Annotated in this window: 23 protein-coding genes; 20 read left to right on the forward strand and 3 right to left on the reverse strand. The window is 35.5% G+C overall.

The genetic code is table 11. The annotated features are described in order from the left end of the window. Positions 1-141 precede the first annotated feature (141 nt). The 3 genes from infB to rimP form a co-directional block, all read right to left on the reverse strand. Entirely contained in the window at positions 142-3,084 is a 2,943-nt protein-coding gene (gene infB, locus BCF58_RS13095; RefSeq protein WP_121462263.1) for a translation initiation factor IF-2, read from the reverse strand. Positions 3,085-3,159: 75 nt separating this feature from the next. Continuing rightward, positions 3,160-4,395: a transcription termination factor NusA gene (nusA, locus tag BCF58_RS13100; RefSeq protein WP_121462264.1), complete on the reverse strand. Its 1,236-nt coding sequence runs from the start codon at positions 4,393-4,395 to the stop codon at positions 3,160-3,162. A 17-nt stretch (positions 4,396-4,412) separates the two neighbouring features. Beyond that, positions 4,413-4,880 carry a ribosome assembly cofactor RimP gene (gene rimP, locus BCF58_RS13105; protein ID WP_121462265.1) on the reverse strand — a complete coding sequence of 156 codons (468 nt, stop codon included), beginning with the start codon at positions 4,878-4,880 and terminating at the stop codon, positions 4,413-4,415. Between the two features lie 215 nt (positions 4,881-5,095). Between rimP and BCF58_RS13110 the strand changes: the two genes are divergently transcribed. The 20 genes from BCF58_RS13110 (at position 5,096) to BCF58_RS13205 (ending at position 24,322) form a co-directional block, all read left to right on the forward strand. Then, complete coding sequence (locus tag BCF58_RS13110; RefSeq protein ID WP_121462266.1) at positions 5,096-6,409, forward strand: UDP-glucose dehydrogenase family protein; 1,314 nt, start codon at positions 5,096-5,098, stop codon at positions 6,407-6,409. A 4-nt stretch (positions 6,410-6,413) separates the two neighbouring features. Next, the gene (rfbB, locus tag BCF58_RS13115) at positions 6,414-7,493 is read left to right on the forward strand and encodes a dTDP-glucose 4,6-dehydratase (RefSeq protein WP_121462267.1); all 1,080 of its coding nucleotides are present in this window, start codon (positions 6,414-6,416) and stop codon (positions 7,491-7,493) included. A 10-nt stretch (positions 7,494-7,503) separates the two neighbouring features. Beyond that, positions 7,504-8,367 carry a glucose-1-phosphate thymidylyltransferase RfbA gene (rfbA, locus tag BCF58_RS13120; RefSeq protein ID WP_121462268.1) on the forward strand — a complete coding sequence of 288 codons (864 nt, stop codon included), beginning with the start codon at positions 7,504-7,506 and terminating at the stop codon, positions 8,365-8,367. Between the two features lie 174 nt (positions 8,368-8,541). Beyond that, positions 8,542-9,390, forward strand: coding sequence for an ABC transporter permease (locus BCF58_RS13125; RefSeq protein ID WP_121462269.1), 849 nt, complete (start codon positions 8,542-8,544; stop codon positions 9,388-9,390). Between the two features lie 26 nt (positions 9,391-9,416). After that, entirely contained in the window at positions 9,417-10,673 is a 1,257-nt protein-coding gene (locus BCF58_RS13130) for an ABC transporter ATP-binding protein (RefSeq protein WP_121462270.1), read from the forward strand. 88 nt (positions 10,674-10,761) lie between these two features. Then, positions 10,762-11,163, forward strand: coding sequence for a sugar 3,4-ketoisomerase (locus BCF58_RS13135; protein WP_121462271.1), 402 nt, complete (start codon positions 10,762-10,764; stop codon positions 11,161-11,163). After that, the gene (locus BCF58_RS13140; RefSeq protein WP_121462272.1) at positions 11,160-11,621 is read left to right on the forward strand and encodes an acyltransferase; all 462 of its coding nucleotides are present in this window, start codon (positions 11,160-11,162) and stop codon (positions 11,619-11,621) included. Before BCF58_RS13135 ends, BCF58_RS13140 begins: the two co-directional genes overlap by 4 nt. Further along, positions 11,614-12,714: a DegT/DnrJ/EryC1/StrS family aminotransferase gene (locus tag BCF58_RS13145; protein WP_121462273.1), complete on the forward strand. Its 1,101-nt coding sequence runs from the start codon at positions 11,614-11,616 to the stop codon at positions 12,712-12,714. The genes BCF58_RS13140 and BCF58_RS13145 overlap by 8 nt, the downstream gene beginning before the upstream one ends. Before the next feature lie 2 nt (positions 12,715-12,716). Next, complete coding sequence (locus BCF58_RS13150) at positions 12,717-13,694, forward strand: hypothetical protein (RefSeq protein WP_121462274.1); 978 nt, start codon at positions 12,717-12,719, stop codon at positions 13,692-13,694. Positions 13,695-13,701: 7 nt separating this feature from the next. Then, positions 13,702-14,598, forward strand: a complete 897-nt coding sequence (locus BCF58_RS13155; protein ID WP_121462275.1) for a glycosyltransferase family 2 protein — start codon at positions 13,702-13,704, stop codon at positions 14,596-14,598. 50 nt (positions 14,599-14,648) lie between these two features. Beyond that, the gene (locus BCF58_RS13160) at positions 14,649-15,248 is read left to right on the forward strand and encodes an acyltransferase (RefSeq protein ID WP_121462276.1); all 600 of its coding nucleotides are present in this window, start codon (positions 14,649-14,651) and stop codon (positions 15,246-15,248) included. Then, positions 15,241-16,428, forward strand: coding sequence for a glycosyltransferase family 4 protein (locus BCF58_RS13165; RefSeq protein WP_121462277.1), 1,188 nt, complete (start codon positions 15,241-15,243; stop codon positions 16,426-16,428). The genes BCF58_RS13160 and BCF58_RS13165 overlap by 8 nt, the downstream gene beginning before the upstream one ends. A gap of 12 nt (positions 16,429-16,440) precedes the next feature. Next, the gene (locus tag BCF58_RS13170) at positions 16,441-17,307 is read left to right on the forward strand and encodes a glycosyltransferase (RefSeq protein ID WP_121462278.1); all 867 of its coding nucleotides are present in this window, start codon (positions 16,441-16,443) and stop codon (positions 17,305-17,307) included. Positions 17,308-17,320: 13 nt separating this feature from the next. Next, the gene (locus BCF58_RS13175; RefSeq protein WP_228434802.1) at positions 17,321-18,148 is read left to right on the forward strand and encodes a 2OG-Fe(II) oxygenase; all 828 of its coding nucleotides are present in this window, start codon (positions 17,321-17,323) and stop codon (positions 18,146-18,148) included. A 12-nt stretch (positions 18,149-18,160) separates the two neighbouring features. Beyond that, positions 18,161-18,826 carry an NAD-dependent epimerase/dehydratase family protein gene (locus BCF58_RS13180; RefSeq protein WP_121462279.1) on the forward strand — a complete coding sequence of 222 codons (666 nt, stop codon included), beginning with the start codon at positions 18,161-18,163 and terminating at the stop codon, positions 18,824-18,826. A gap of 12 nt (positions 18,827-18,838) precedes the next feature. After that, on the forward strand, positions 18,839-19,759 hold the full coding sequence (locus BCF58_RS13185; RefSeq protein WP_121462280.1) for a glycosyltransferase family 2 protein: 921 nt from the start codon (positions 18,839-18,841) through the stop codon (positions 19,757-19,759). 45 nt (positions 19,760-19,804) lie between these two features. After that, the gene (locus tag BCF58_RS13190; protein ID WP_121462281.1) at positions 19,805-20,566 is read left to right on the forward strand and encodes a methyltransferase domain-containing protein; all 762 of its coding nucleotides are present in this window, start codon (positions 19,805-19,807) and stop codon (positions 20,564-20,566) included. Between the two features lie 11 nt (positions 20,567-20,577). Beyond that, on the forward strand, positions 20,578-22,374 hold the full coding sequence (gene asnB / locus BCF58_RS13195; protein WP_121462282.1) for an asparagine synthase (glutamine-hydrolyzing): 1,797 nt from the start codon (positions 20,578-20,580) through the stop codon (positions 22,372-22,374). Beyond that, positions 22,374-23,324, forward strand: a complete 951-nt coding sequence (locus BCF58_RS13200; RefSeq protein WP_228434803.1) for a glycosyltransferase — start codon at positions 22,374-22,376, stop codon at positions 23,322-23,324. The genes asnB and BCF58_RS13200 overlap by 1 nt, the downstream gene beginning before the upstream one ends. Next, on the forward strand, positions 23,321-24,322 hold the full coding sequence (locus BCF58_RS13205; protein WP_121462283.1) for an acyltransferase family protein: 1,002 nt from the start codon (positions 23,321-23,323) through the stop codon (positions 24,320-24,322). Before BCF58_RS13200 ends, BCF58_RS13205 begins: the two co-directional genes overlap by 4 nt. Positions 24,323-24,327: the final 5 nt, after the last annotated feature.

Consider the following 24,327-nt stretch of genomic DNA (forward strand, 5'->3'; position numbering starts at 1 on the left):
AAATAACCATAACAAAAAACATATTTAACAGATAATACTCAACGATAAAAATATTATTTAGAATCATTATAAATTAAAAACAGACAAAATAAAAAACCACTTGCTAAACAAGTGGTTTTCATGTATTTAAATTAAAAAGTTTTATTTCAACTTCTTTTTAACGGCAACTTCTTCATAAACCTCTAAAATATCTCCTACTTCAATATCGTTATATCCTTTAAGGTTCAATCCACATTCATACCCTTTTGTAACCTCTTTAACGTCATCTTTGAAACGTTTTAAGCTTTCCAATTCTCCATCAAATTTAACGATTCCGTCTCTCAACACTCTTACTTTAGAGTTTCTTGTCACTTTACCTGAAAGTACCATACAACCAGCAATTGTTCCTACCTTGGAAATCTTAAATACTTCTCTGATTTCAACATTACCGATTACCTGTTCTTTAATTTCAGGAGAAAGCATTCCTTCCATTGCTTCTTTCACTTCTTCAATCGCTGCATAGATTACAGAATATGTTCTGATCTCGATTTCTTCTCTGTCTGCAAGATCTTTAGCATTGGCTCCAGCTCTTACATTAAATCCGATAATGATGGCATCAGACGCCGTTGCAAGGTTAACATCAGATTCGGTAATCTGACCAACTCCCTTATGAAGAATATTCACATTGATCTCTTCCGTAGATAATCTCTGCAACTGATCGGATAATGCTTCTACCGAACCATCCACGTCTCCTTTAAGGATAATATTCAGTTCTTTGAAATCACCCAAAGCAATTCTTCGTCCAAGCTCTTCAAGGGTTGTATGTTTTTTGGTTCTGATGGAAAGTTCTCTCTGAAGCTGCTCTCTTTTATTTGCAATGGTTTTAGCTTCACTTTCATCTTCATATACTTTAAACTTATCACCTGCTGTAGGAGCTCCATCCAATCCCAGAATAGTAACCGGAATTGAAGGTCCTGCTTCTTTAAGATTTCTACCTCTTTCATCAAGCATCGCTTTTACTTTACCATGGTTTTTACCGGCAAGAACATAATCTCCAACTCTTAAAGTTCCTGATTGAACAAGCATGGTTGATACATAGCCTCTTCCTTTATCTAAAGAAGCTTCAATAACAACACCCTGAGCATTTCTATTAGGATTGGCTTTTAATTCCAATAATTCAGCCTGAAGCAATACTTTCTCTAATAAAAGATCAATATTATTACCAAACTTAGCAGAGATTTCCTGAGATTGAACATTTCCACCCCACTCTTCCACCAAGATGTTCATTCCTGAAAGCTGCTGACGGATATTATCCGGATTCGCACTTGGTTTATCCACTTTATTCAGGGCAATGATCATTGGTACACCTGCTGCCTGTGCGTGAGAAATAGCTTCTTTTGTCTGAGGCATTACATCATCATCTGCGGCAATAACAATAATAGCAATATCGGTAATCTGAGCACCTCTGGCTCTCATCGCTGTAAACGCTTCGTGACCCGGTGTATCTAAGAATGTAATTCTCTGACCGTTTTCAAGTTTTACGTTATAAGCACCGATATGTTGGGTAATCCCTCCTGATTCACCCGCAATTACGTTGGTTTTTCTAATATAGTCGAGTAATGAAGTCTTCCCGTGATCCACGTGTCCCATTACCGTTACAATCGGAGCTCTTGGACGAAGGTCTTCCTCGCTGTCAATTTCATCTTCTGAGTCGGTTTCTTCAAGATCTGCATCAGAGAATTCAATTTTATATCCGAACTCGTCTGCTACTAATAGTAATGTATCAGCTTCTAGTCTCTGATTCATGGTAACCATAACTCCTAATGAGAAACAAGCAGAGATTACTTCAGTTGGTGACACATTCATTAAGCTTGCCAGCTCGCCTACCGTAATAAACTCGGTAACCTTCAGAGTCCTGTCTTGCGCTTCAAGCTCTTGCTGACGCTCATCCTGTTCTCTACGGAAAGTTCGCTTATCTTTTCTATGTTTAGCAGATTTAGATTTACCTCCCTTATTGGTCAACTTTTCAAGGGTTTCCTTAATCTGGTTTTTAACCTGTTCATCTGTTAATTCAACAGGCATGACTCTTTGTCCGGGTCTGTTATTCTGACCTTTTTTGAATCCTCCGCCCTGGCCTTGACCTGGGGGACGATTTCCCTGATTGTTGTTTCCAAAACGGTTTCCACCCTGACCTCCTTGGCCTTGTGGACGATTTCCTTGTCCACCCTGACCTTGTGGTCTGTTTCCTTGATTCCCTCCCTGAGGACGGTTCCCTTGGCCACCGCCTTGGTTATTGTTTCCGGATTGCTGGTTATTCCCTTGGTTCTGTTGGTTAGGACCGGGCTTTTCAATCCTTTTTCTTTTCTTTTTAGCACCGGCAGAAGATCTGGATTTATCCGCAAATTGGGTTAAATCAATTTTTTCACCCACAATTTTTGGCCCGTCAAGCTTTTGATAAACGGTTTCAATTTTTTGAGGTTCCTGTGGTTCTTCAGCTATCTGAGGTTCCTGTTTTGTTTCAACAGGCTTTGGCTCGGTTGCCACAACAGGTTTTGGGGCTTCTTTCACAGGCTCTTCAACCGGCTTTTGCTCCACTTTCTTTTCTTCCGCTGCTGGTTTTTCTTTTTTAGCAGGTCTGTTTCTGCTTTCTATCTGGGACAAATCAATTTTATCCAAAACTTTGAATTCCTGCTTTTCAGGGGTTGCAGGAGTAGGTTCAGGAGTCTTTACAGGTTCCTCTTTTTTCTCTTCCACTGCAGGAGCAGGAGCTTCTTCCGCTTCTGGTTTCTTATTTTCTAAATCTATTTTACCTAAAATTTTTGTTTCCGGTTTTATATTAGCTTTAGCTCTTATTACTTCAGGGGTTTTCTTTTCTTCAATTTCCAGTTTTTCTTCCGGAACTTTAGTAATCACCACCTCATGGGAAGCCTTACGTTGTTCGCCATCCTTGGCAAACTCAGCCTCCAATGCAGAATATGCCGCTTCTTCCAATTGAGCGTTAGGATTGCTTTCAACCTCAAAGCCCTTGGATTGTAAAAACTCTACTAATCTGGACATCGAAATGTTGAATTCCTTGACCGCTTTATTTAATCTAATTTTTGGCATTTATATTATTTACTATTTTTTAATTTTTAAAATTAAAGTATTTCTTTTTTACTGTTTATTAAAATTATTAAAATTTTAATCCTCAAATTCTTCTCTTAAAATACGTTTTACATCTTCAATAGTTTCTTCCTCAAGGTCAACCATGTTTAAAAGACTCTCCGTTTCTTTATCTAATACAGATTTTGCAGTAGTAAGACCTACTTTTCTAAACTCTTCCAAAATCCATTCTTCAATATCGTCATTAAATTCTTTCAATTCAACATCGTCATCCTCGCTGGATTCTCTATATACATCAATTTCATATCCTGTCAACCAAGAAGCCAGTCTGATATTCTGACCTTGTTTTCCGATTACTTTAGAAATCTCTTCAACAGGAGTATATACCAGTGCATAAGTACTATCCTCATTGATATCAATTTTATTGATGGTAACATTTCCTAAAGCTCTCTTCACCAAGATCTCAGGGTTTTTAGACCACTGAATCACATCGATGTTTTCATTTCTCAACTCTCTTACAACCCCGTGAATTCTCGATCCTTTTACTCCCACACAAGCTCCTACCGGATCAATTCTGTCATCGTAAGCATCCACTGCAATTTTTGCCTTTTCTCCAGGTATTCTCACCACTTTTTTCAGGATGATTGTTCCGTCCTGAATCTCAGGAATTTCCAGTTCTAATAATTTCTCTAAGAATTTAGGTGCAGTTCTGGAAATAATAATCTGCGGTTTAGAACCTTTAAAATCTACTGTTTCTACAATAGCTCTGATGTTTTCTCCTTTTTTAAAGAAATCGGACGGAATCTGATTTTCTTTTGGCAGAATGAATTCATTTCCTTCATCATCAAGCAAAATAACATGCTTATGACGGATATGATGAATTTCCCCTACAACAATTTCACCAATTCTGTCTCTAAATTGTTCATACAACATGGCATTGTTATGCTCCTGCAGTTTGGTGGCTAAGATTTGTTTCAGAGTAAGGATATTTCTTCTTCCCAACTGGGCAACAGGAATTTCCATGGTATACTCCTCTCCTACTTCGAAGGTAGGGTCTATTTTCTTAGCTTCGGAAATTTCGATTTCCAAGTCATCATCTTCAGACATCTCGTCCTCTACAATTGTCTTGTTCAAAAATATCTGAAAATCTCCTTTATCCGGGTTTACAATCACATCAAAATGATCATCTGAATCAAATCTTTTTCTCAAAAGGGTTTTCAGTGAATCTTCAATAATTGCCATAAGATCAATCTTACTGATCCCCTTTTCGTCTTTAAAATCACCAAAGGATTCAATCAACGCTATATTATCCATTTATCTTTTTGCTTTTTTTAAAATTTAATTACTACTAATGCTTTTTTTATCTCCGTATAAGGTATTTCCTTCTCTTCTTCCACATCCACTTTACCTTTTCCTATGTCTTTCGGTTTTCTGTATCGTAAAACAAGGGTGATTTTGTCTTCATCTACTTTGGACAATTCACCTTCAATTTTAGAAGAATCGCCCAAGAGAACTTCAATTTCTCTTCCAATATTCTTACTGAATTGTCGTGGCGTAGATAAAGGCTCACTTAATCCCGCCGACATTACCTGCAGGCTGAAATCATGTTCTTCACGATCCATATTGAATTCTATGGCACGGCTTGCATCCAGACAATCCTGCAAAGAAACCCCATTATCTCCATCTAAAATCACTATAATATCATTCCCTGCAGAAATCTTTAAATCGATAAGAAATAAGTCTTTTCTGGTTTCGAGGAATGCCTGTAACAATTCTTCAATTCTTTTTCTAAACTCCATAATTTATCTTTGATTTACCCGTACGAAAAAAGGCTTTCTTCCGAAGCCTTCCCATTTTTTTCCGTAAATCCATTGCAAATATACGTATTTTTTCTAAAAAAGCAAAATCATCTTATTATCAAGTAAATAAGCAGATTATATCTATCCTCAATAAATAAAAAACACAATGATGGTATTTTTACTATTTTTGTCATGAATTTTTAAAAACATACATTTTGAATATAACAATTGTAGGAACAGGTTATGTAGGATTGGTCACAGGAACTACTCTCGCAGAACTTGGCAATTCAGTATACTGTGTTGATATTGATGAGAAAAAAGTAGAAGGTATGAAAAACGGCATTGTTCCCATTTATGAGCCGAATCTTGAGGAAATGTTTTTAAGAAACATTCAGGCCGAAAGGTTATTTTTCACCACTAATTTAAAAGAGGCTTTAGACAAAAGTGAAGTCGTTTACCTTGCACTTCCGACTCCTCCGGGAGAAGATGGTTCCGCAGATCTTTCTTATGTTCTGCAGGTAGCCAATAATATCGGAGAAATGATGACTGAATACAAGGTTATCGTTAACAAGAGTACGGTTCCTGTTGGAACTGCTGACAGAGTAAGCGAAGTGATTGCATCTAAAACAGCCCTTCCTTTCGATGTGGTTTCAAACCCAGAGTTTTTAAGAGAGGGTTTCGCTGTGGAAGACTCCATGAATCCGGCAAGAGTGGTTGTAGGATCAAGCTCCGAAAAGGCAAAAGAAATTATGGCTAAAATTTACCAGCCATTTACGAATACAGGAATCCCTATCATTTTTATGGATGAAAAGTCATCAGAGCTCACCAAATATGCATCCAATTCTTTCCTGGCAGTGAAGATTACTTTTATGAACGAAATTGCCAACTATTGTGAAAAAGTGGGTGCGGATGTGGATAAAGTGAGATTAGGAATGGGGAGTGATGACAGAATCGGACACCGGTTTTTATTTCCCGGCATCGGATATGGCGGAAGCTGTTTTCCTAAAGATGTGAAAGCATTAATAAAATCAGGGAAAGAAGAAAATTTCAATTTTCAGATTTTAGAAGCTACGGAAACCGTGAACACCGCACAAAAAGTTATTCTGGTTTCTGATATTGAAAATTATTTCGGAGGCAATATAGAAGGAAAAACCATTGCTTTTTGGGGATTAGCCTTCAAGGCCAATACAGACGATATCCGCGAAGCTTCTTCTTTGGATAATATTGATCTGTTATTAAAAAAGGGTGCGAAAATTGTTGCCTATGATGCTGTTGCAGAAAAGAATGTGCAGAAAGTCCTCGGAGACAAGATTCAATACGCAAAAAGCATGTATGAAGCTTTAGAAAATGCAGATGCCTTATTCATAGCAACAGAATGGCCGGAGTTTAAAAATCCGAACTTCAAACTTATGGCTGAAAAAATGAAAAACAAAGTCATTTTTGACGGAAGGAATATGTATCCATTGGAAATTCCTGAACAAAACGGATTTTATTATAAAAGTATAGGTAGAAAAACAATCGTAAAATAAAGAGATGAAAAATATAATTATTACAGGTGGGGCAGGGTTTATTGGTTCTCATGTTGTAAGAGAATTTGTAAAGAACAACCCGGATACAACCATTATTAATCTTGATGCTCTTACTTATGCAGGGAATCTTGAAAACCTAAAGGACATTGAACATGAATCTAATTATGTTTTTGAAAAAGCAGATATTACAAAACCTGAAGAATTAAGAAGAATATTTGAAAAATATAATCCGGATGCTGTCGTACATTTAGCTGCAGAGAGCCATGTGGACAGAAGTATTACAGACCCGATGGCATTCATCAACACCAATGTTCACGGAACAGCTAATCTTCTTAACCTTTGTAAAGAGTTCTGGACGCTGAACCCGGATCACACGCATGGAAGATTTCCGGATGAAAAGAGAACGAATTTATTTTATCATGTTTCTACAGACGAAGTTTACGGAAGCTTGGGAGAAACCGGATTTTTTCTTGAAACAACCCCATATGACCCACAATCTCCTTATTCAGCATCAAAAGCAGCTTCTGATCATTTGGTAAGGGCATATGGGAATACGTATGGAATGCCATTTATTGTATCTAACTGTTCAAACAATTATGGTCCGAATCATTTCCCAGAAAAACTGATTCCTCTTTGTATTTCCAATATCATTAATGAAAGGCCTTTACCTATTTATGGTGACGGAAAATATACACGTGACTGGTTATTCGTAATTGATCACGCAAGAGCAATCCATCAGATCTTCAATGAAGCGAAGACAGGAGAAACCTACAATATCGGAGGCTTCAATGAATGGCAGAACATTGATTTGGTAAAAGAGCTTATCAAACAAATGGACGCCAAATTAGGAAAACCTGAAGGACATTCTGAAAAACTGATTACTTTTGTTAAAGACAGACCGGGACACGATAAGCGTTATGCTATTGATGCCTCCAAATTAAATAAAGATTTAGGATGGAAACCGTCAGTCACTTTTGAGGAAGGACTTTCTAAAACCATAGACTGGTATCTTGAAAACAAAGAATGGCTGGAGAATGTAACGAGTGGAGATTACCAGAAGTATTACGAAAAACAATATAATTAAAACACACACGATGAAAGGTATCATTTTAGCCGGAGGTTCAGGAACAAGGCTTTATCCGCTCACCATTGCCGTAAGCAAACAATTAATGCCGGTTTATGATAAACCCATGATTTATTACCCTCTTTCCACCCTGCTTTTAGCAGGAATTAAGGATATACTGATTATCACCACTCCCCATGACCAAGCCGGTTTTATCAAACTTTTGGGAGACGGTTCACAGATCGGATGTAATATAGAATATGTTGTGCAGCCAAGCCCAGACGGATTGGCACAGGCTTTCATATTAGGAGAGCAATTTATTGGTAATGATCCGGCAGCATTGGTATTGGGAGACAATATTTTCTATGGCTCCGAAATGGGGACGCTATTAAAGAATAAGACTAATCCAAAAGGTGGTGTTGTATTCGCATATCATGTTGCAGACCCGGAAAGATACGGTGTCGTAGAATTTGATGACAACTTCAAGGCTGTTTCAATAGAAGAAAAACCTACTCATCCTAAATCAAATTACGCAGTTCCCGGACTTTATTTTTATGATAATGAAGTAGTGGAAATCGCTAAAAACATTCAGCCTTCTGCGAGAGGTGAACTTGAAATTACTGACGTTAATAATGTTTACCTTCAAAAAGAAAGACTGGAGGTCGGGGTCTTAGACAGGGGTACAGCATGGCTGGATACGGGAACCTTCGATTCGCTCCATGATGCCTCAGAATTTGTAAGTGTGATTGAAAAAAGACAGGGCTTTAAGATCGGCTGTATTGAGGAAATTGCTTTCAGAAATAAATTCATTAATGAAGAAAAACTCCTTGAAACGGCTGCCAAATATGGAAAAAGCGGATATGGCGAATATCTGAAGCAGCTCGTAAAAAAATAACTGCAAACATTTAAAATATTTACAAACTATTGGCCTTATGGTCAATAGTTTTTTGTTCATAATAACAAATATCAATATATTAGTTGTTAATTTCGATTTATATCGATGAATAATTCATAAATTGAGAAGCAATGATCGAATTAATTATTATAAATTTGCATAAAACATATACTGATGAATGAACCACAACAAAAGTGGACAGAAACTATCGAGGCAAGTCACTCTTTATTTGATTTACGGTTAAGTGAGGTCTGGAGATATAAAGATCTTATTTATATGTTTGTAAAAAGGGATTTTGTGTCAAGTTTCAAGCAAACTGTTCTGGGACCGATCTGGTTTTTTATCAACCCAATCTTAACAACCATCGTTTATCTGGTTGTTTTTGGAAGAATTGCCAATTTACCTACGGACGGTGCTCCCCGATTATTATTTTACCTTGCCGGAGTAACACTTTGGAATTACTTCTCAAGCTCATTAACGGGTACGTCTTATACTTTTGCCGGAAACGCCAATATTTTCGGGAAAGTCTATTTTCCCAGACTTGTCACTCCGATTTCAATTGTAATTTCCAATCTTATGCGGTTTGCCGTCCAGCTATTATTATTTATTCTTGGATGGGCATATTATCTGTCTAAAGGTGAAGTTCACCCCAACTGGTGGATTCTGGCAACTCCTTTTCTGATCATCCTGATGGCTCTTTTTGCATTAGGAGTAGGAATGATATTTTCCGCACTTACCACAAAATATAAAGACCTGAACATGCTTTTGGGTTTTGGAGTTAGCTTATACATGTATGCTACTCCGGTAATATATCCCGTGTCTTCACTTCCCGATCCTTTTAAAAAGATCGCCATGTATAACCCTTTGACCGGTATTTTTGAATGCTTCAAGTATGCCTGGATGGGAGTAGGAGAATTCTCCCCTTTGATGTTGGGAATCAGCTCCGTTATCATTCTGATTCTCCTGGCTATAGGAATTGTTATTTTCAACAAAGTTGAAAAGACATTCATGGATACTGTATAAGTAATTTAACTCTAAAATCAGAAAACATGCTGGCTTTAAAAGCAGAAAACATATCAAAACAATACCGTTTGGGAGAAGTGGGAACCGGAACACTTTCCCATGACCTGAACAGGTTTTGGCATAAAATAAGAGGCAAGGAGGACCCTTATCTGAAAATTGGGGAAGCCAATGACAGAACCACAAAAGGAGACTCAGAATATGTCTGGTCCCTTCGCGATATCAATTTTGAGATTAATCAGGGGGATGCGGTAGGTATTATCGGAAGAAACGGTGCCGGAAAATCTACCCTGTTGAAACTTCTGAGCAAGGTAACCAAACCCACCACGGGAAAAATATATAGCCAGGGAAGAATTGCTTCTTTACTGGAAGTAGGAACCGGTTTTCATCCTGAAATGACAGGCCGTGAAAATGTATTTCTTAATGGCGCTATCTTAGGAATGACCCGAAAAGAAATTAAACGTAAATTTGATGAGATTGTAGATTTTTCAGGAGTAGAAAGATATATCGATACTCCGGTAAAAAGATATTCCTCGGGGATGTATGTGCGCCTTGCTTTTGCTGTTGCTGCTCACCTGGAGTCCGAAATCCTAATTGTGGATGAAGTTTTAGCCGTAGGAGATGCGGAATTTCAGAAAAAATGTCTGGGAAAAATGGGGGACGTAACGAGAGGAGAAGGAAGGACTGTATTATTTGTAAGTCATAATATCACAGCTATTAAAGAGCTCTGTAATAATGCTATCCTTTTGGAAAAAGGACAACAGATAATGCAGGGAGAAGTTAACAGATGTATTATTGAATATCAGAAAAACAGCCAGGTCAAATTTTCTTATGATTATTTGAATCATCCTGAAAAGGTTGAAAATGATAAAATACAGGTAAAATCTTTTATAACCGAACCCATCGCCGGGGATATGATCAATATCAAATCGGGGGTCCGGGTGACAGTCACCTTCATGTCAAAACTAGAAAATGTGGATATTGATCTTTCCTTTTTCCTTAAAAACAGTCATGATTTAACGGTGATGAGTACAGGATTAATGGTGTGTGGAAATAAAGATGCAGAAAAAGGAGACTATACCGTTACCTTTGAAATTCCGCCTTATACTATTAATGAAGATTCATATTATTTTGATTTTTTCTGGGGGATAAACAGATCTGAAATTGCATTCAGAACTGAAGCTTTTGGATTTGAGGTTAATGGAATGCAGAATCAGTTTGGTGAAATCATAAAATCACCGGGAATCCTGTTCCCTCAAATTATACATAAAATCGAAAAGGTATAAACTCTGCAAATTAGTTTGCGGGTTGTTATATAATTTATACTTTTAATTGAAAAAAATAATTAATTATTAATAATTATATTCATCGTTAATGGATATCCCTCATATTATCAATTTTTCCAGAATAGGTTCTCAGGATTTAGGATATATTACGGTAGCGGAGGCTCAAAAAGATACCCCGTTTGATATAAAAAGAGTATACTGGACCTATTACACACCTCAGGATGTAACCCGAGGCGGACACGCTCACAAAAAACTTCAACAAATTATATTTGCAGTTTCAGGAACTATAGAGTTTAATACTCTGGATTTGAATGGCAATAAAGACACTTTCATTTTAGATTCCCCTTCCAAAGGATTGTATATTCCCAGATTGATTTGGAGAGACATTAAGTTTAGTCACAGCGCAGTATTATTATGCTTAGCTTCGGAGCTTTATGACGAAAAAGATTATTTTAGAGATTTTGATGAATTTATAAATTATAAAAAATGATTCATTCTTTAGCTGATGTTCAATCCCTCAATATAGGAGAAGGCACTCATGTCTGGCAGTTCTGTGTAATATTGAAGGATGCCAAAATAGGAAAGAATTGCAATATCAATTGTCAGGTTCTGATAGAAAACCAGGTGATTATCGGGGATAATGTCACTATAAAGCCTGGTGTACAAATATGGGATGGCATCACTCTTGAAGATGATGTTTTCATTGGTCCGAATGTTACTTTTACCAACGACTTATTTCCCAAATCCAAGAACAAAGATTTTAAACTGGAAAAGACTTTGATAAAAAAGGGAGCTTCTATTGGCGCCAATGCTACAATATTAGCGGGAATTACTATAGGAGAAAATGCATTGATCGGAGCAGGTAGTGTTGTAACTAAAAATGTTCCTCAAAATGAAATATGGGTTGGAAATCCCGCAAAATTTTTAAAGAAAAAGCACGATGATTAAATTTCTGGACTTACAAAAAATAAACCTTTCCCACCAACAGGAAATTGAAAATGCGTTATTAGAGACATTTCGTTCCGGCTGGTACCTGTTAGGTGAAAAAATAAAAACCTTCGAAAAAGAACTTGCTCAATATTGTAATGTTCCCCATGCCATTGGTGTAGCTAATGGTTTGGATGCTTTAAGGCTGATTTTAAGAGCTTATATAGAATTAGGGGTGATGAAGGAAGGAGATGAAGTTGTGGTTCCGGCTAATACCTATATAGCTTCCCTCCTTGCTATTACAGATAATAAATTGGTTCCTGTTTTAGTGGAACCGGATATCAATACTTATAATATTGATGTTACCAAAATTGAAGAAAAAATCACTTCAAAAACCAGAGCCATTCTTCTTGTTCATTTATACGGAAGCATTGTATTTTCAGAAGACCTTACCCGCCTTGCAGATAAATATGATCTGAAAATAGTAGAAGATAATGCTCAGGCTATAGGCGCTGTATGGAATAATAAAAAATCAGGAAGCTTGGGAGATGCCGCAGGATTTAGTTTTTACCCTGGAAAAAATTTAGGAGCTTTAGGAGATGCTGGTGCCGTTACCTGCAAAGAACAGGATGTAGCGGATTGTATAAGAACATTGGCCAACTATGGCTCTCAGAAAAAATACGTTAATAAATATCAAGGATACAACTCCCGATTAGACGAGATTCAGGCGGCTGTTCTTTCAGTAAAATTTAAGTATCTGGATTCTGAAAACCAGAGACGACAAAAAATTGCTCAACGTTACCTTACGGAAATCGTAAATCCTAAAGTTATACTTCCGTACCATAAAATAGAAGAGAAGAGTCATGTATATCATCTGTTTGTAGTGAGAACAGAACACAGAGATGATCTGCAAAGATATTTGGAAGAAAACAGTATTCAAACATTGATTCATTATCCTATCCCTCCTCATCAACAGGAAGCATATTCTGATTTAAAAATACTTCAATTACCTATTACAGAAAAAATTCATCAGGAAGTTTTGAGTTTACCTATGTCTCCGGTAATGACAGATGATGAAGTTTCAAAGGTCATACAAACTATAAATTCATTCTAATAATGGTTCTGAATATAATATTTTCATATAATCGCGCCATTCAACTGGATTATCTGTTACAATCCGTTTTACAACATTTTAAGACGGATTCTAAGATTGTCATACTTTATCATACAAGCGGCAATCACAAGAAAGGTTATGATTTACTGAAGGAAAAATATGCAGGTCAACAGAACATTTCCTTTGTTGAAAGAAAAAATGTTTTGTTTGATGTTTCTTATATAAAAGCAATCCATTCTGAGAAAGACTGGAAGTTTTTTAAAGAAAAAAACCTTTTCAATAAGTATGGAGATAATTTTAAAGGGTTACTGCAAAATATCATCCGCAAAAGCGACTGCGAATTTGTTATGTTCAATACGGATGACGGCGTTTTCTTCGATGATGTTGTTATCTCCGATGAAATTTTCAATATTATACGAAATAATCCGGAAAATGCTTCATACAGACTGTACGTTGGAGAAAACCTGGAAGGTCAGCCCAGCTATGTAAAGAAGAAAAATGATTATTACGAATGGGATTACTATACGGATACTGTTGTCCATCATTGGTCATACCCTTTTTCTGTTGATGCAACCATTTATCATTCAAAAGGCCTTTTGAAATATCTAGAAAAAATGGTTTACCATAATCCAGTCACATTAGAGGAAAACGGCTGTCAGTATATATTACAACATAGGCTTTTCCGTATTGGCTTGAGCCCTATTCAATCAAAGCTTGTGGCCACAAAACTCAACAGGGTATCCGTAGATTCCCTGAACCCTACTATCCATATAAAACCTGATTTTCTTAATGAAAAATTTTTAGATGGATATACATTAGAGCTCATTATTCCTGAAAAGATTGATAATGCCAATATTGTCCCTGATAAAATTTATCTCATCAAGGGAGATACTAAGGAACTTATTTATTCAATGGATGCACAGGGTGAAAAAATTCAGAGCCTATTAGGTATTGAAGGGGCTAAAGAACAATTAGAATAATTTTGATTTGGAAAAAAGAGATTTAGTAACGATTATTGTTTGTAGCTACAACCAGGGAAGTTATATCAGGGAGTGCCTTGATAGTATTAAAGCACAAACCTACAACAATATACAACTTATTGTTGCTGATGATGCGTCACCGGATAACTCAGTACAAGTTTTTGAAGATTGGTTAAACGAAAATGATTACCCGGCAATCAAAAATTTCCATCAAAAAAACACCGGACTTGCCACAATATTAAATGAGTGTCTGGAGTTGATAAAAGGAGAATATGTAAAAGTAATTGCAGCAGACGACTTTCTTCATCCCGAAGCCATAGAAAAATGTATCGGAAAGCTCAAAAGCATGGGTGAAAACTATGGAATGGTTTATACAGATACCTACGGAATTGATGATCATTCCAATATTTTAAAAGATATTGCCGATTATAACGGGATGTACAATGAAGATCCTGAGATTTTCAGACAAAATCTTATAAAAAATAACCGGATTGCAGCATTAACTGTTGTAATGCGAAAAGAAGCTTTAACAAAAACAGGAGCGTATAGAAATGATCTCCTGGTTGAGGATTATTACCGTTGGCTAATGATCAGTTCTTTATACCATATTGCCTATATACCTGAAAAACTGGCCTATTACAGACTTCATTCTTCCAACATATCTTCTGCTAAAACAGAAAGAATAGATGAGGAATGCCTGTACCTGCAAATCATGTTTGACACAACCGGACAATTTAGAAAAAACATTAATTATAAAATTGAACAATTATATTTAGGAAACAAATTATCAAAGTTCTTACAAAGCCAGTTCCAACAGTACTCTTACAAAAAAAAGAGACTTGCATGGGCAATTCAATATAATATAAGCCCTGGACTATATACTTTAATTAACAGATATTTATAAACTGAAACTTACCTACAGCATGCATCATACTAATTAAAATACAATTTCCGATGTTCAAAAAAATTCAAAATTATATTAACAGGAAGATTACTTCTTTCATTGCGGATCTTGAGCTTCAGGAGAAGAAAAAAAAGTGGTGGCATTTTACTTCGAAACCCAATATCCATATTCACCATACGTTTGCACCTAAAGATATCAATATATTCAAAGGAAATGAAGGTGAATTTGGTGATATTACCATTGGGGAATATTTTTTTGTAAGAAGCTACTGCAATATATCCGTGCTTCCGGGGGCTACACTTCAGATCGGAAACGGGGTCTTCTTTAATAATTACTCATCTGTTAATTGTGTTGATAAGATTATGATTGGTGACAATACCATATTTGGAGAAGGAGTAAAGCTTTACGACCATAACCATAAATATGGTTTTGACCCTGATTTTTTTGTAGATAAGACTCAGTTTAAAACAGCTCCTATCACTATTGGTAAAAATTGTTGGATTGGCAGCAATACGGTTATATTGAAAGGAGTGGAAATTGGAGACAATTGCATCATTGGAGCAGGCTGTGTGATTCATAAATCCATTCCCTCCAACACAATCATAAAAAACAGTCAAAATTTAATATTCGAATCTTTACCAAATGAATGAAACAAAAAAAATATTAGTTATTTCCCATGAAGCATCATTATCAGGTGCTCCTATTCTATTATTAAGTTTGCTGAAAAAGCTTCAACAGGAGAAAAAGAATTACAGCATAGACATATTATTATTAAGAGCAGGGCTGCTGTACGAAGACTTTGCAAAAATTTCCAATAATAAAATTATAGTAGCTTCTTACTATAACCAGTCCCTATCTTTTGTCAACAGGAATTTTAAAAAACTTCAGGAAGCCTTCTTTCCCAAAGCCGAAAGCAGAGATGAACTTATTGAAAAAGTAACACTCGGACTGCTTTTGAAGAATTACAATCTGGTATATGGAAATACGGCTGAAACATTAATCTGGACTCTCCCATTTTACAAAAGAAACATACCAACTATCGTTGCCATTCATGAGCTTGCTTTCGGAGTAGAGAGTTCCTATTCAAAAGATTTTATTACAGAAAATGTATATAATGTATCCACTATCATTGCAGGTTCGAATGCTGTTGCTCAAAATCTGATCAACCGGTATAATGCTGATCCTAAAAAAATAAAAGTCATTCATTCATTTGTTGATGAAACCATTACCATCCAAAAAGACAAGCCTGCTTTAAGAAAAGAATTAAATATCTCTGATTCTGATCTGGTCATCGGAATTGCCAGTTCGCAAGAATTAAGAAAAGGAACTGACCTTGTACCGCTTCTCGTAAAAAAAATTGCACAAAAAACAGATATTGATTTTAAGTTTATCAATCTTGGCGGATCTACTAAAATCGGAGCCGTAAAATGTTCCATGCTTGATGCAGAAAAACTAGGTGTGGCAGATAAAATCATTTATGTGGACCACAATAAATTCCCTAATGATTATATTAACATCTTTGATATTTTCCTTTTACTCTCCAGGGAAGATCCTTTCCCTTTGGTTATGCTTACTGCTGCAAAACTAAAAAAACCGATTGTCGCGTTTGACCAAAGCGGAGGTGCCGTAGAATTCCTTGAAAATGGGTATGGTGTTCTCGCTCCATATCTTGATCTTGATGTAATGGCTTCTGAGATCGTAGAGCTTCTTAAAAATAAACAACTGAGGGAAAACTATGGAAATAAGATCCAACAGAAGTTAGAGACAGAGTACTCGGAAAAGAGGCTTACAACAGATATTTTCACAACCATAGAAGATCTGCTTAAATAATTCTATCATTTTATGATCTCAATAATAGTTTCATCATATCAAGCACATTATTATGATCAGCTAGTGGAAAGCATTCGCGAGACCATTGGCATTGATACTTATGAAATTATACAGATTTGGAATCCTAATCTTATGGGGATAACCCAGGCATATAACAAAGGAGCTCAGAAAGCTCAATATGAAAATTTTTTATTTCTTCATGAAGATGTTATCTTTCATACTCAGAATTGGGGTCAAAAATTAATGTCACATCTTGAAAAACCTAATGTTGGAGTTATTGGCATCTCAGGCTCTTCATATGTTCCGACTGCACCTTCCAGCTGGACTGTTTCTGAGGAATATCAACAAACCAATATTCTTGAAAGCACAAAAGAAAATCCTGTTCCCAGACATACACGGACAACAACAAAAACCATGAATAGGGTATATGGTGTTGACGGTGTATTTTTAGCAATAAAGAAACAAAATTTTATAATTTACAGATTTAATGAGGAATTAAAAGGATTTCATGGTTATGATTTAGATTTGAGCTTACGTGTGTCAAAAACTTTACAAAATTATACTGTTAACGATATTCTGATAGAACATTTTTCCATGGGAAATTTAGACAAAACATGGTTTGACACAAATATTTTCATCCGGGAAAAATTAGGTTCTGATTTTCATCAAAAAAAACCTGATACTGAGGCCAAAGCTTTTTTAAACTTTTTAGTACGATATTTTCAATATTATCCGATAAATAAAAAAACTATTTTATTTACATTAAAATTTTACCCTTATAAATCTCTTAATATTAAGGGACATTGTGTAATTTTAAAAAAATATTTTAGTTATCTAAGATATTCCTCTGATATCAATAATAAAAATGATTTTAAATAATAAAAACATTAGAATGAAAAAATTTTTAAATACTCACAATCAAGATTTAATGCAGTTCGCAGAAGATCATGCACTTATTTATAAAAACGCTAACCCATTCCCAAGCATCTCATTTGAAAACTTCTTTAATCCTGAATTTTTAGAGGAAGTTTTGGCAGAATTTCCAGATCTGGCTAAAGAAGATGCCATTAATTTTAACGATCCTCTTCAAAAAAAATTTGCTGGTAAAGGAGAGAAATCTTTCGGTCCTAAAACGAGAGAACTTATGTATTTTCTTAATTCCGAGCCCTTTCTCAATTTTGTAAATAAACTTGCCGGGATTGAAGAAGTGCTGTATGGTGACCCTTACTTTTCAGGTGGCGGACTTCATGAAATAAAAAGAGGAGGTTTATTAAAAGTACATGCTGATTTTAACAAAAACCCAACTAATGGGCTTGACAGAAGAATCAATGTTTTAGTATATCTCAATAAAGATTGGAAAGATGAATACGGAGGACATTTTGAATTGTGGAATAAGGACATGACAAAGTGTGAAACTAAAATTTCACCTAAATTTAATACGTTAGCTATGTTTTCTACTACATCAGATTCTTATCACGGACATCCTGACCCTCTAAACTGCCCTGAAGATATGAGTAGAAAATCGTTAGCATTATATTACTATTCCAACGGAAGACCGGAATCTGAAGCAATTGCATTCAAAGAAAGCCACAATACCCTGTTCGTACAAAGAAAAAATTCCAATGAAGATAATAAAGCTTGGGATGAAAATGTACAAAGAAAGCAACAACAGCCAAAAGTGCCTTTCTTAAAAAAAATATATTACAAACTATTCGGATAACAAGTATTACATATGATTATAGGAAATGGGCTTATTGCCAATTCATTAAAAAAAATTGACTCGGAAAACATATTGCTTTTTGCTTCAGGTGTATCTAATTCCCTTGAAACCAGAAGTTCAGAATTTGAAAGGGAATTCACTCTTTTAAAAAAAACGCTTAGTAATAACAAAGGAAAATTAATTTATTTTTCTACTCTTAGTATTCATGACCAGTCAAAGCAAGACAGTCACTATGTTCTTCATAAGTTGAAAATTGAAGCCTACATAAAAGATCATGTTGAAGATTACTTAATATTAAGAATAGGCAATATTGTAGGCAATGGAGGAAACCCAAATACTTTATTTAATTTTCTTAAGACCCAGATAACCAATGAAAATAAGTTTGTTATTCATCAGAAAGCAAGAAGGCTTTTATTAGATATTGATGATATTGCAAAATTCCTGAATACCCAATGTACTCATTTAACAAATGAAACTCTTAATTTCGCTTATCCTTATTATTATGACCTAAAGGAAATCGTTGGAGCCATTCAAAAAAAGATTAATAAGCCGGCTCACTATGACGAAATTAATGAAGGTGATTTTTATAAAGTATCCTTTGATGATAACATTGCCCAATTCTTTTCGGGGATAAGTCCGGATGATTATCTTCAAAAATTAACCGAAAAATATATATAAAACGCAATACAAATGCCTAGAATATATTTTATCATTGTTACTTACAACGCCATGAAATGGTCGGAAAGATGTTTTAACAGTTTAAGGCAATCTTCCATTCCGGTAAGTTGTATTGTGATTGATAATGGCTCTACAGACGGCACTCAGGAATATATAAAAAAACATTTCCCAGAAGTGGATTTCATCCAGTCTGAAGAAAATTTAGGCTTTGGAAAAGCGAATAATATTGGTATTGAAAAAGCATACATAGAAGGGGCAGATTTTTTCTACCTGATGAATCAGGATGCTTGGCTTTATACTGATAGTATAGAAAAATTATTGGATGTCTATAGTAATTATCCGGCTCAGCAAGAGATCGGAATTTTAAGCCCGATGCACATCAACGGCACCGAGAAACAGCTCGATATTTTCCTTGATAAATACATTGCCATTAATTTTGAAACAACCAGATTGATTTCGGACCTGTATTTTCAGGATCTTAGGCCTTTTTATCAGATAAAATTCATTAATGCAGCGCATTGGTTTATCCCAAGACATACCATAGAAACGGTGGGAGGCTTTAATCCTTACTTTTTCCATTACGGGGAAGACATTGAATATGCCAACCGCATTCACTTCCATCAAAAGAAAATACTCCTTGTTCCGGGCAGTAAAGTTGTCCATGACGGGAAACAATCTTTAAATAAGGTAGATTACAACAAATATGAAGATTTAAGTGTAGAAACCAACATTTTAAACCCCAATCTTCATCATGCTTTTCTGTTGGAGAAAAAAGCACTCAGACAAAGTATTCTCAAAAATACATTGACTGGAAACTTTGAAGCCTCCAAAAAACTGTCGAAAAAATATAAGAAAATCTCCGGGGAAGAAAAAAGACTATTGGAAATTCAAAATCAGGTGAGGCAAGCCGGTCCCACCTTTTTGAAAGTATAAATTTATTCCCATATTTTTATAAAAAATAATTAAAACACAAACAGGATGTCTATTTTAAACAGGCTTAAAAACAAAATCAAATTATATTCCCATGCAGGAACGACGTATCATTGCCCTTTCTGTGGCTATGATTCCAAAGACCTGGAAATTGTAGGTCATGATCTGCCCGTATTAAGAGAAAAACATGTTATCGGTGGGGGGAGAAGAGCTGCAGGATGTTATCGATGTCATTCCAGAGACAGGGAAAGGCTTTTGTATGCTTTTATTGTGGAAGAATTAAAACTTCCAAAGGAAACCAGCATATTACATATCGCCCCCGAACCGAAACTATCAAATATCCTTTTAAAGCAAAACTTTAAAGAATATATCTGCGGAGACCTCTTCACCATAGGGTATGAATATCCTGATTATGTTCAGAATATGAATGTCCTGGATATTCCTTATGAAGATAATCATTTTGACCTGGTAATCTGTAATCATGTATTAGAACATATTCCCGAAGATACTAAGGCAATGGGGGAAATATTCAGAGTTTTAAAACCGCACGGAAAAGCGATCCTTCAGGTTCCAATCTCGGCCAATAATCAGGTTACTCATGAAGATTTCACGATTACTGACAAGTACAAAAGAGAAGAGCTTTTCGGGCAGTTTGATCATGTGAGAATTTATGGGCAGGATTATATTACCCGACTGGAAAGTGTGGGCTTTATTGTACACAGAATCAATATTTCTGATCAATACAAAAAGTTCGGAGTTAACCCCGAAGAAGATCTTTTCTTCTGTGAAAAACCGGGTAATCATCATTAAAATTCAGGAGTATGTGCGGAATAGCCGGCATCATTGCCAACAATGCGGAAAACTATCAGAATGAGATCAGGAAAATGACCGATGCCATTGCGCATCGCGGTCCCGATTCTTCACACCACGAATTATATAAAAACGCCATTTTAGGCCATCGCAGGCTCTCTATTATAGATCTTTCGGAAAATGGAAAACAACCTATGTTTTCTCATGATAAAAATGAATGTATTGTTCTGAATGGTGAAATCTATGGCTATCAGACCATTAAAAATCAATATCCGGAATATCCTTATCGCGGGACTTCTGATACGGAAGTAATTCTTGCTATGTATAAGAGAAAGCAAGAAAAACTGATTCATGAGCTTCCCGGAATGTTTGCTTTTGCCATCTGGGATGAAGAAAAACAGCAATTGTTTTGCGCCAGAGACCGATTCGGTGAAAAGCCTTTTTACTATGCCATCGGTCCCAACAATGAATTTATTTTTGCCTCGGAAATCAAAGCCATTCTGGCTTCAGGTTTAATCCAACCGAAAGTAAGTCCGGAAGCACTCTCCCATTATCTGCAATACGGCTATGTAAGTACTTATCAGAGTATTTACAGCAATATTTTCACATTGCCTCCCGCTCATCAGTTGATCTGGAAAAACGGAAAAACAGAAGTTTCACGATACTACAGCCTTCCCGCAAAAGACAGAAGCATTAGCTTGTCTGATGCCAAAGAAGAATTCACCTATCTTCTTAAAAATGCGGTGAAAAAACAGCTGATTGCCGACGTAGAAGTAGGAAGTTTTTTGAGTGGCGGCCTGGACTCTTCTTCCATTGTTGCTCTGGTGAATGAATTTTTACCTCATCAGACTACCATTAGTTTCGGGTACGATCACGAAGACAGTGAATTAAAATATGCCAAAGAAATTGCAGAAAAATATAAAACCAATCATATCGAGATCCATGAAAAAAAGGAAGATCTCGTTACCTCCTTATTAAAAGTTTCTCCATTTCTGGATGAACCTTTTGCTGACAGATCCTGCATTCCTCATTATGAAATTTGTAAAAGTGCCAGAAAAAGCCTTACCGTAGTACTTTCAGGGGATGTTGGTGATGAATTATTCGGTGGATATAATTTCTATACTACAGAAAATCAGCTCAGAAATCATTTCAGCTATAAAAATATTATTGCCAAGTTCGGATTGAAGCTTTACCAAAATATCAAGCAGACTTCTTTCATTACACAAAAGAATATGGAACATCCGGATATTCTGGATTTTCATCAGAACTCCGTAAGGAACTTCTTTACGAATGAAGATAAGAAATTATTGGGAATAACTGCAGAGTATCATCAGGATTACAGTTTCACACCCAATCCGGATTCCCTCAATGATATTATGAGAATAGACCTGGAGAAGTTCGTACCCGGAAATATGATGGTAAAATCGGACAGAATGGCGATGGCCAATTCGCTGGAAGTCCGTACTCCCTTTCTGGACATAGATTTCGCAGAATTCTGCATTCAATTGCCGGAGCAGCTAAAATTGAACAATGAGAATGATAAAATTATCCTTCGCGAAGCAATGGGCTCTTACTGGACGGAAACCATCAGAAACCGGAATAAACAAGGTTTTGGGGTGGATATCGGAGGTTGGTTTGAAGAAAAAAACCTGCTCAACTTTTCTGATAATCTTCTTAAAAATCCTGATCATAAAGTTTTTAATTTCATTGATTTTAAAGCCACTCAAAAATTTCTGGATAAGGGTCAAAAGCACTGGAATCTATTGCAGCTGGCTCTTTGGGCTGAAAATAACAGCAAATACTTGTAATGATGGGCGGGCATTTAGAAATATCTGTTATCATACCGGTTTACAATGCTTCAGGATTTCTTGAGAGGGCAGTTCATTCCGCTTTACAATTCGGGGAAGTGAAAGAGGTGATTTTAATTGAAGATAAATCCACTGATGATTCTTTGGAAGTCTGCAACAGACTGGTTTCAGAAAATTCAAGAGTAAAGCTTTATCAGCATCACGATAAAGAAAATCACGGAGCCGGAGCAACCAGGAATTTAGGATTAGAAAAAGCGAAATATGAATTTATCGCTTTTTTAGACTCCGATGATCATTATCTTCCGAACCGTTTTGACATGGAAAAAACGATATTCAATAATCCTAAAATCGAAGGTACTTTCGGAGCGATCGGGGTAGAATACTTATCGGAAAAGGGGAAAGAGGAATACCTTGCTAAATTTAATAATTCTACTCTGACTACCGTGAACTATCCGGCAGAGGGAGATGAAGTTTTCAAAGGATTGCTTGGTTTAACATCTAAAACTTTCGGGTCCTTTTTTCATTTAAATACTTTAACGGTCAGAAAATCTTCCATTATTAAAAATAACCTGCACTTTAATGAAAGTCTTCGGGTACATCAGGATTCTGATTTTATCATAAAGTTAGCTTATCATTGCTATTTAAAATCTGGAATCATAGATCAAGCAATTGCTATAAGAGGTGTTCATGATAATAATAGAATTACAAAAATAGTAAGGTATTCAGCACAATACAATCAAAGACAGTTTCTTTTATGGAAGTCTTTGTATGATTGGGCTACTTCTCAGAACCTATCATCCGAGTACAAAAAGAAAGTTTATTTACAATACAGATCATTTGACTTATCTTTAAAAACAGGATTAAATAAATATTCAAACATTGTAATCGAGGCTATTAAAAACCCTGAAATATTAAAAACAAAATATCGTTTCACCTATATGAACTCATGAAGCTTAAAAATTTACAAATATTAAGGGGGATCTCAGCATTGTTAGTATGTTTTTTTCATTTTAGGGAAAATCTCAATATCCCCGATTTAGAACTTGGTGAAATTTTATTCAGTAAAGGAAGTATTGGTGTTCCAATCTTCTTTGTTATTAGCGGGTTTATTATGGTTTTTACAACCAGAACAATAGATTTTACGGAAACTAATGTGGGTAAAGAAATTGTTATTTTTTTTAAGAAAAGGATAATCAGAGTAGTTCCTCTTTATTACCTGCTTACATTTGCATGGATTTTTATCGGTGGAAGTTTTTTTTATTATTTTGAAGGAAAAGGTTTTTCCAGACTTTTACATTCCTTATTATTTTTACCTGAAAAAAATGTATTCCCTGTCGTTTACTTAGGATGGTCCCTCAATTATGAAATGTTTTTTTATCTGGTCTTTGGCATTTCCCTATTTTTTAAAACTAAGAGATACTTTTTTATAATAACATTTTTTATAGCTACATATCTTTTGGGATTGATTTTCAACCCCGAAAATGCTTATTTAGAAATGGTAACAAGTTATTTAAATTTGTATTTCGTGGTAGGAATTATCTATGGGCTCTTACTAGATAAAATTCCTGTTTCCAAAAATATCGGAATAATAATTTCAAGCACCGGAATATTGTTATTCACACTTCTGATATTTAAGATCATACCTTCTGATAAAGAAATACTTACACTATTTATCGTTTCTTTATTTGTGCTTTCTTTCTTGCTTTTTGATTATACATTTCATTGTAAAGGAAACCAATTCTTAGTTTTTTTAGGAGATATATCCTATTCACTATATCTTTCACATCCTTTCGTAGGAGTTCTGTTGAAAAGATTTCATGTTGATGGATATTTAAGTATTCCTTATTTCGCAGTTCAAATTGCCCTTGTTATTTTGGTAGCCACATTTCTTTATCATTTTATAGAGAAAAGAATGATTAATTATTTAAAATTAAAAAGCATAATTTGATAAAA

Source organism: Chryseobacterium defluvii (assembly GCF_003634775.1).
Classification (GTDB): domain Bacteria; phylum Bacteroidota; class Bacteroidia; order Flavobacteriales; family Weeksellaceae; genus Chryseobacterium; species Chryseobacterium defluvii.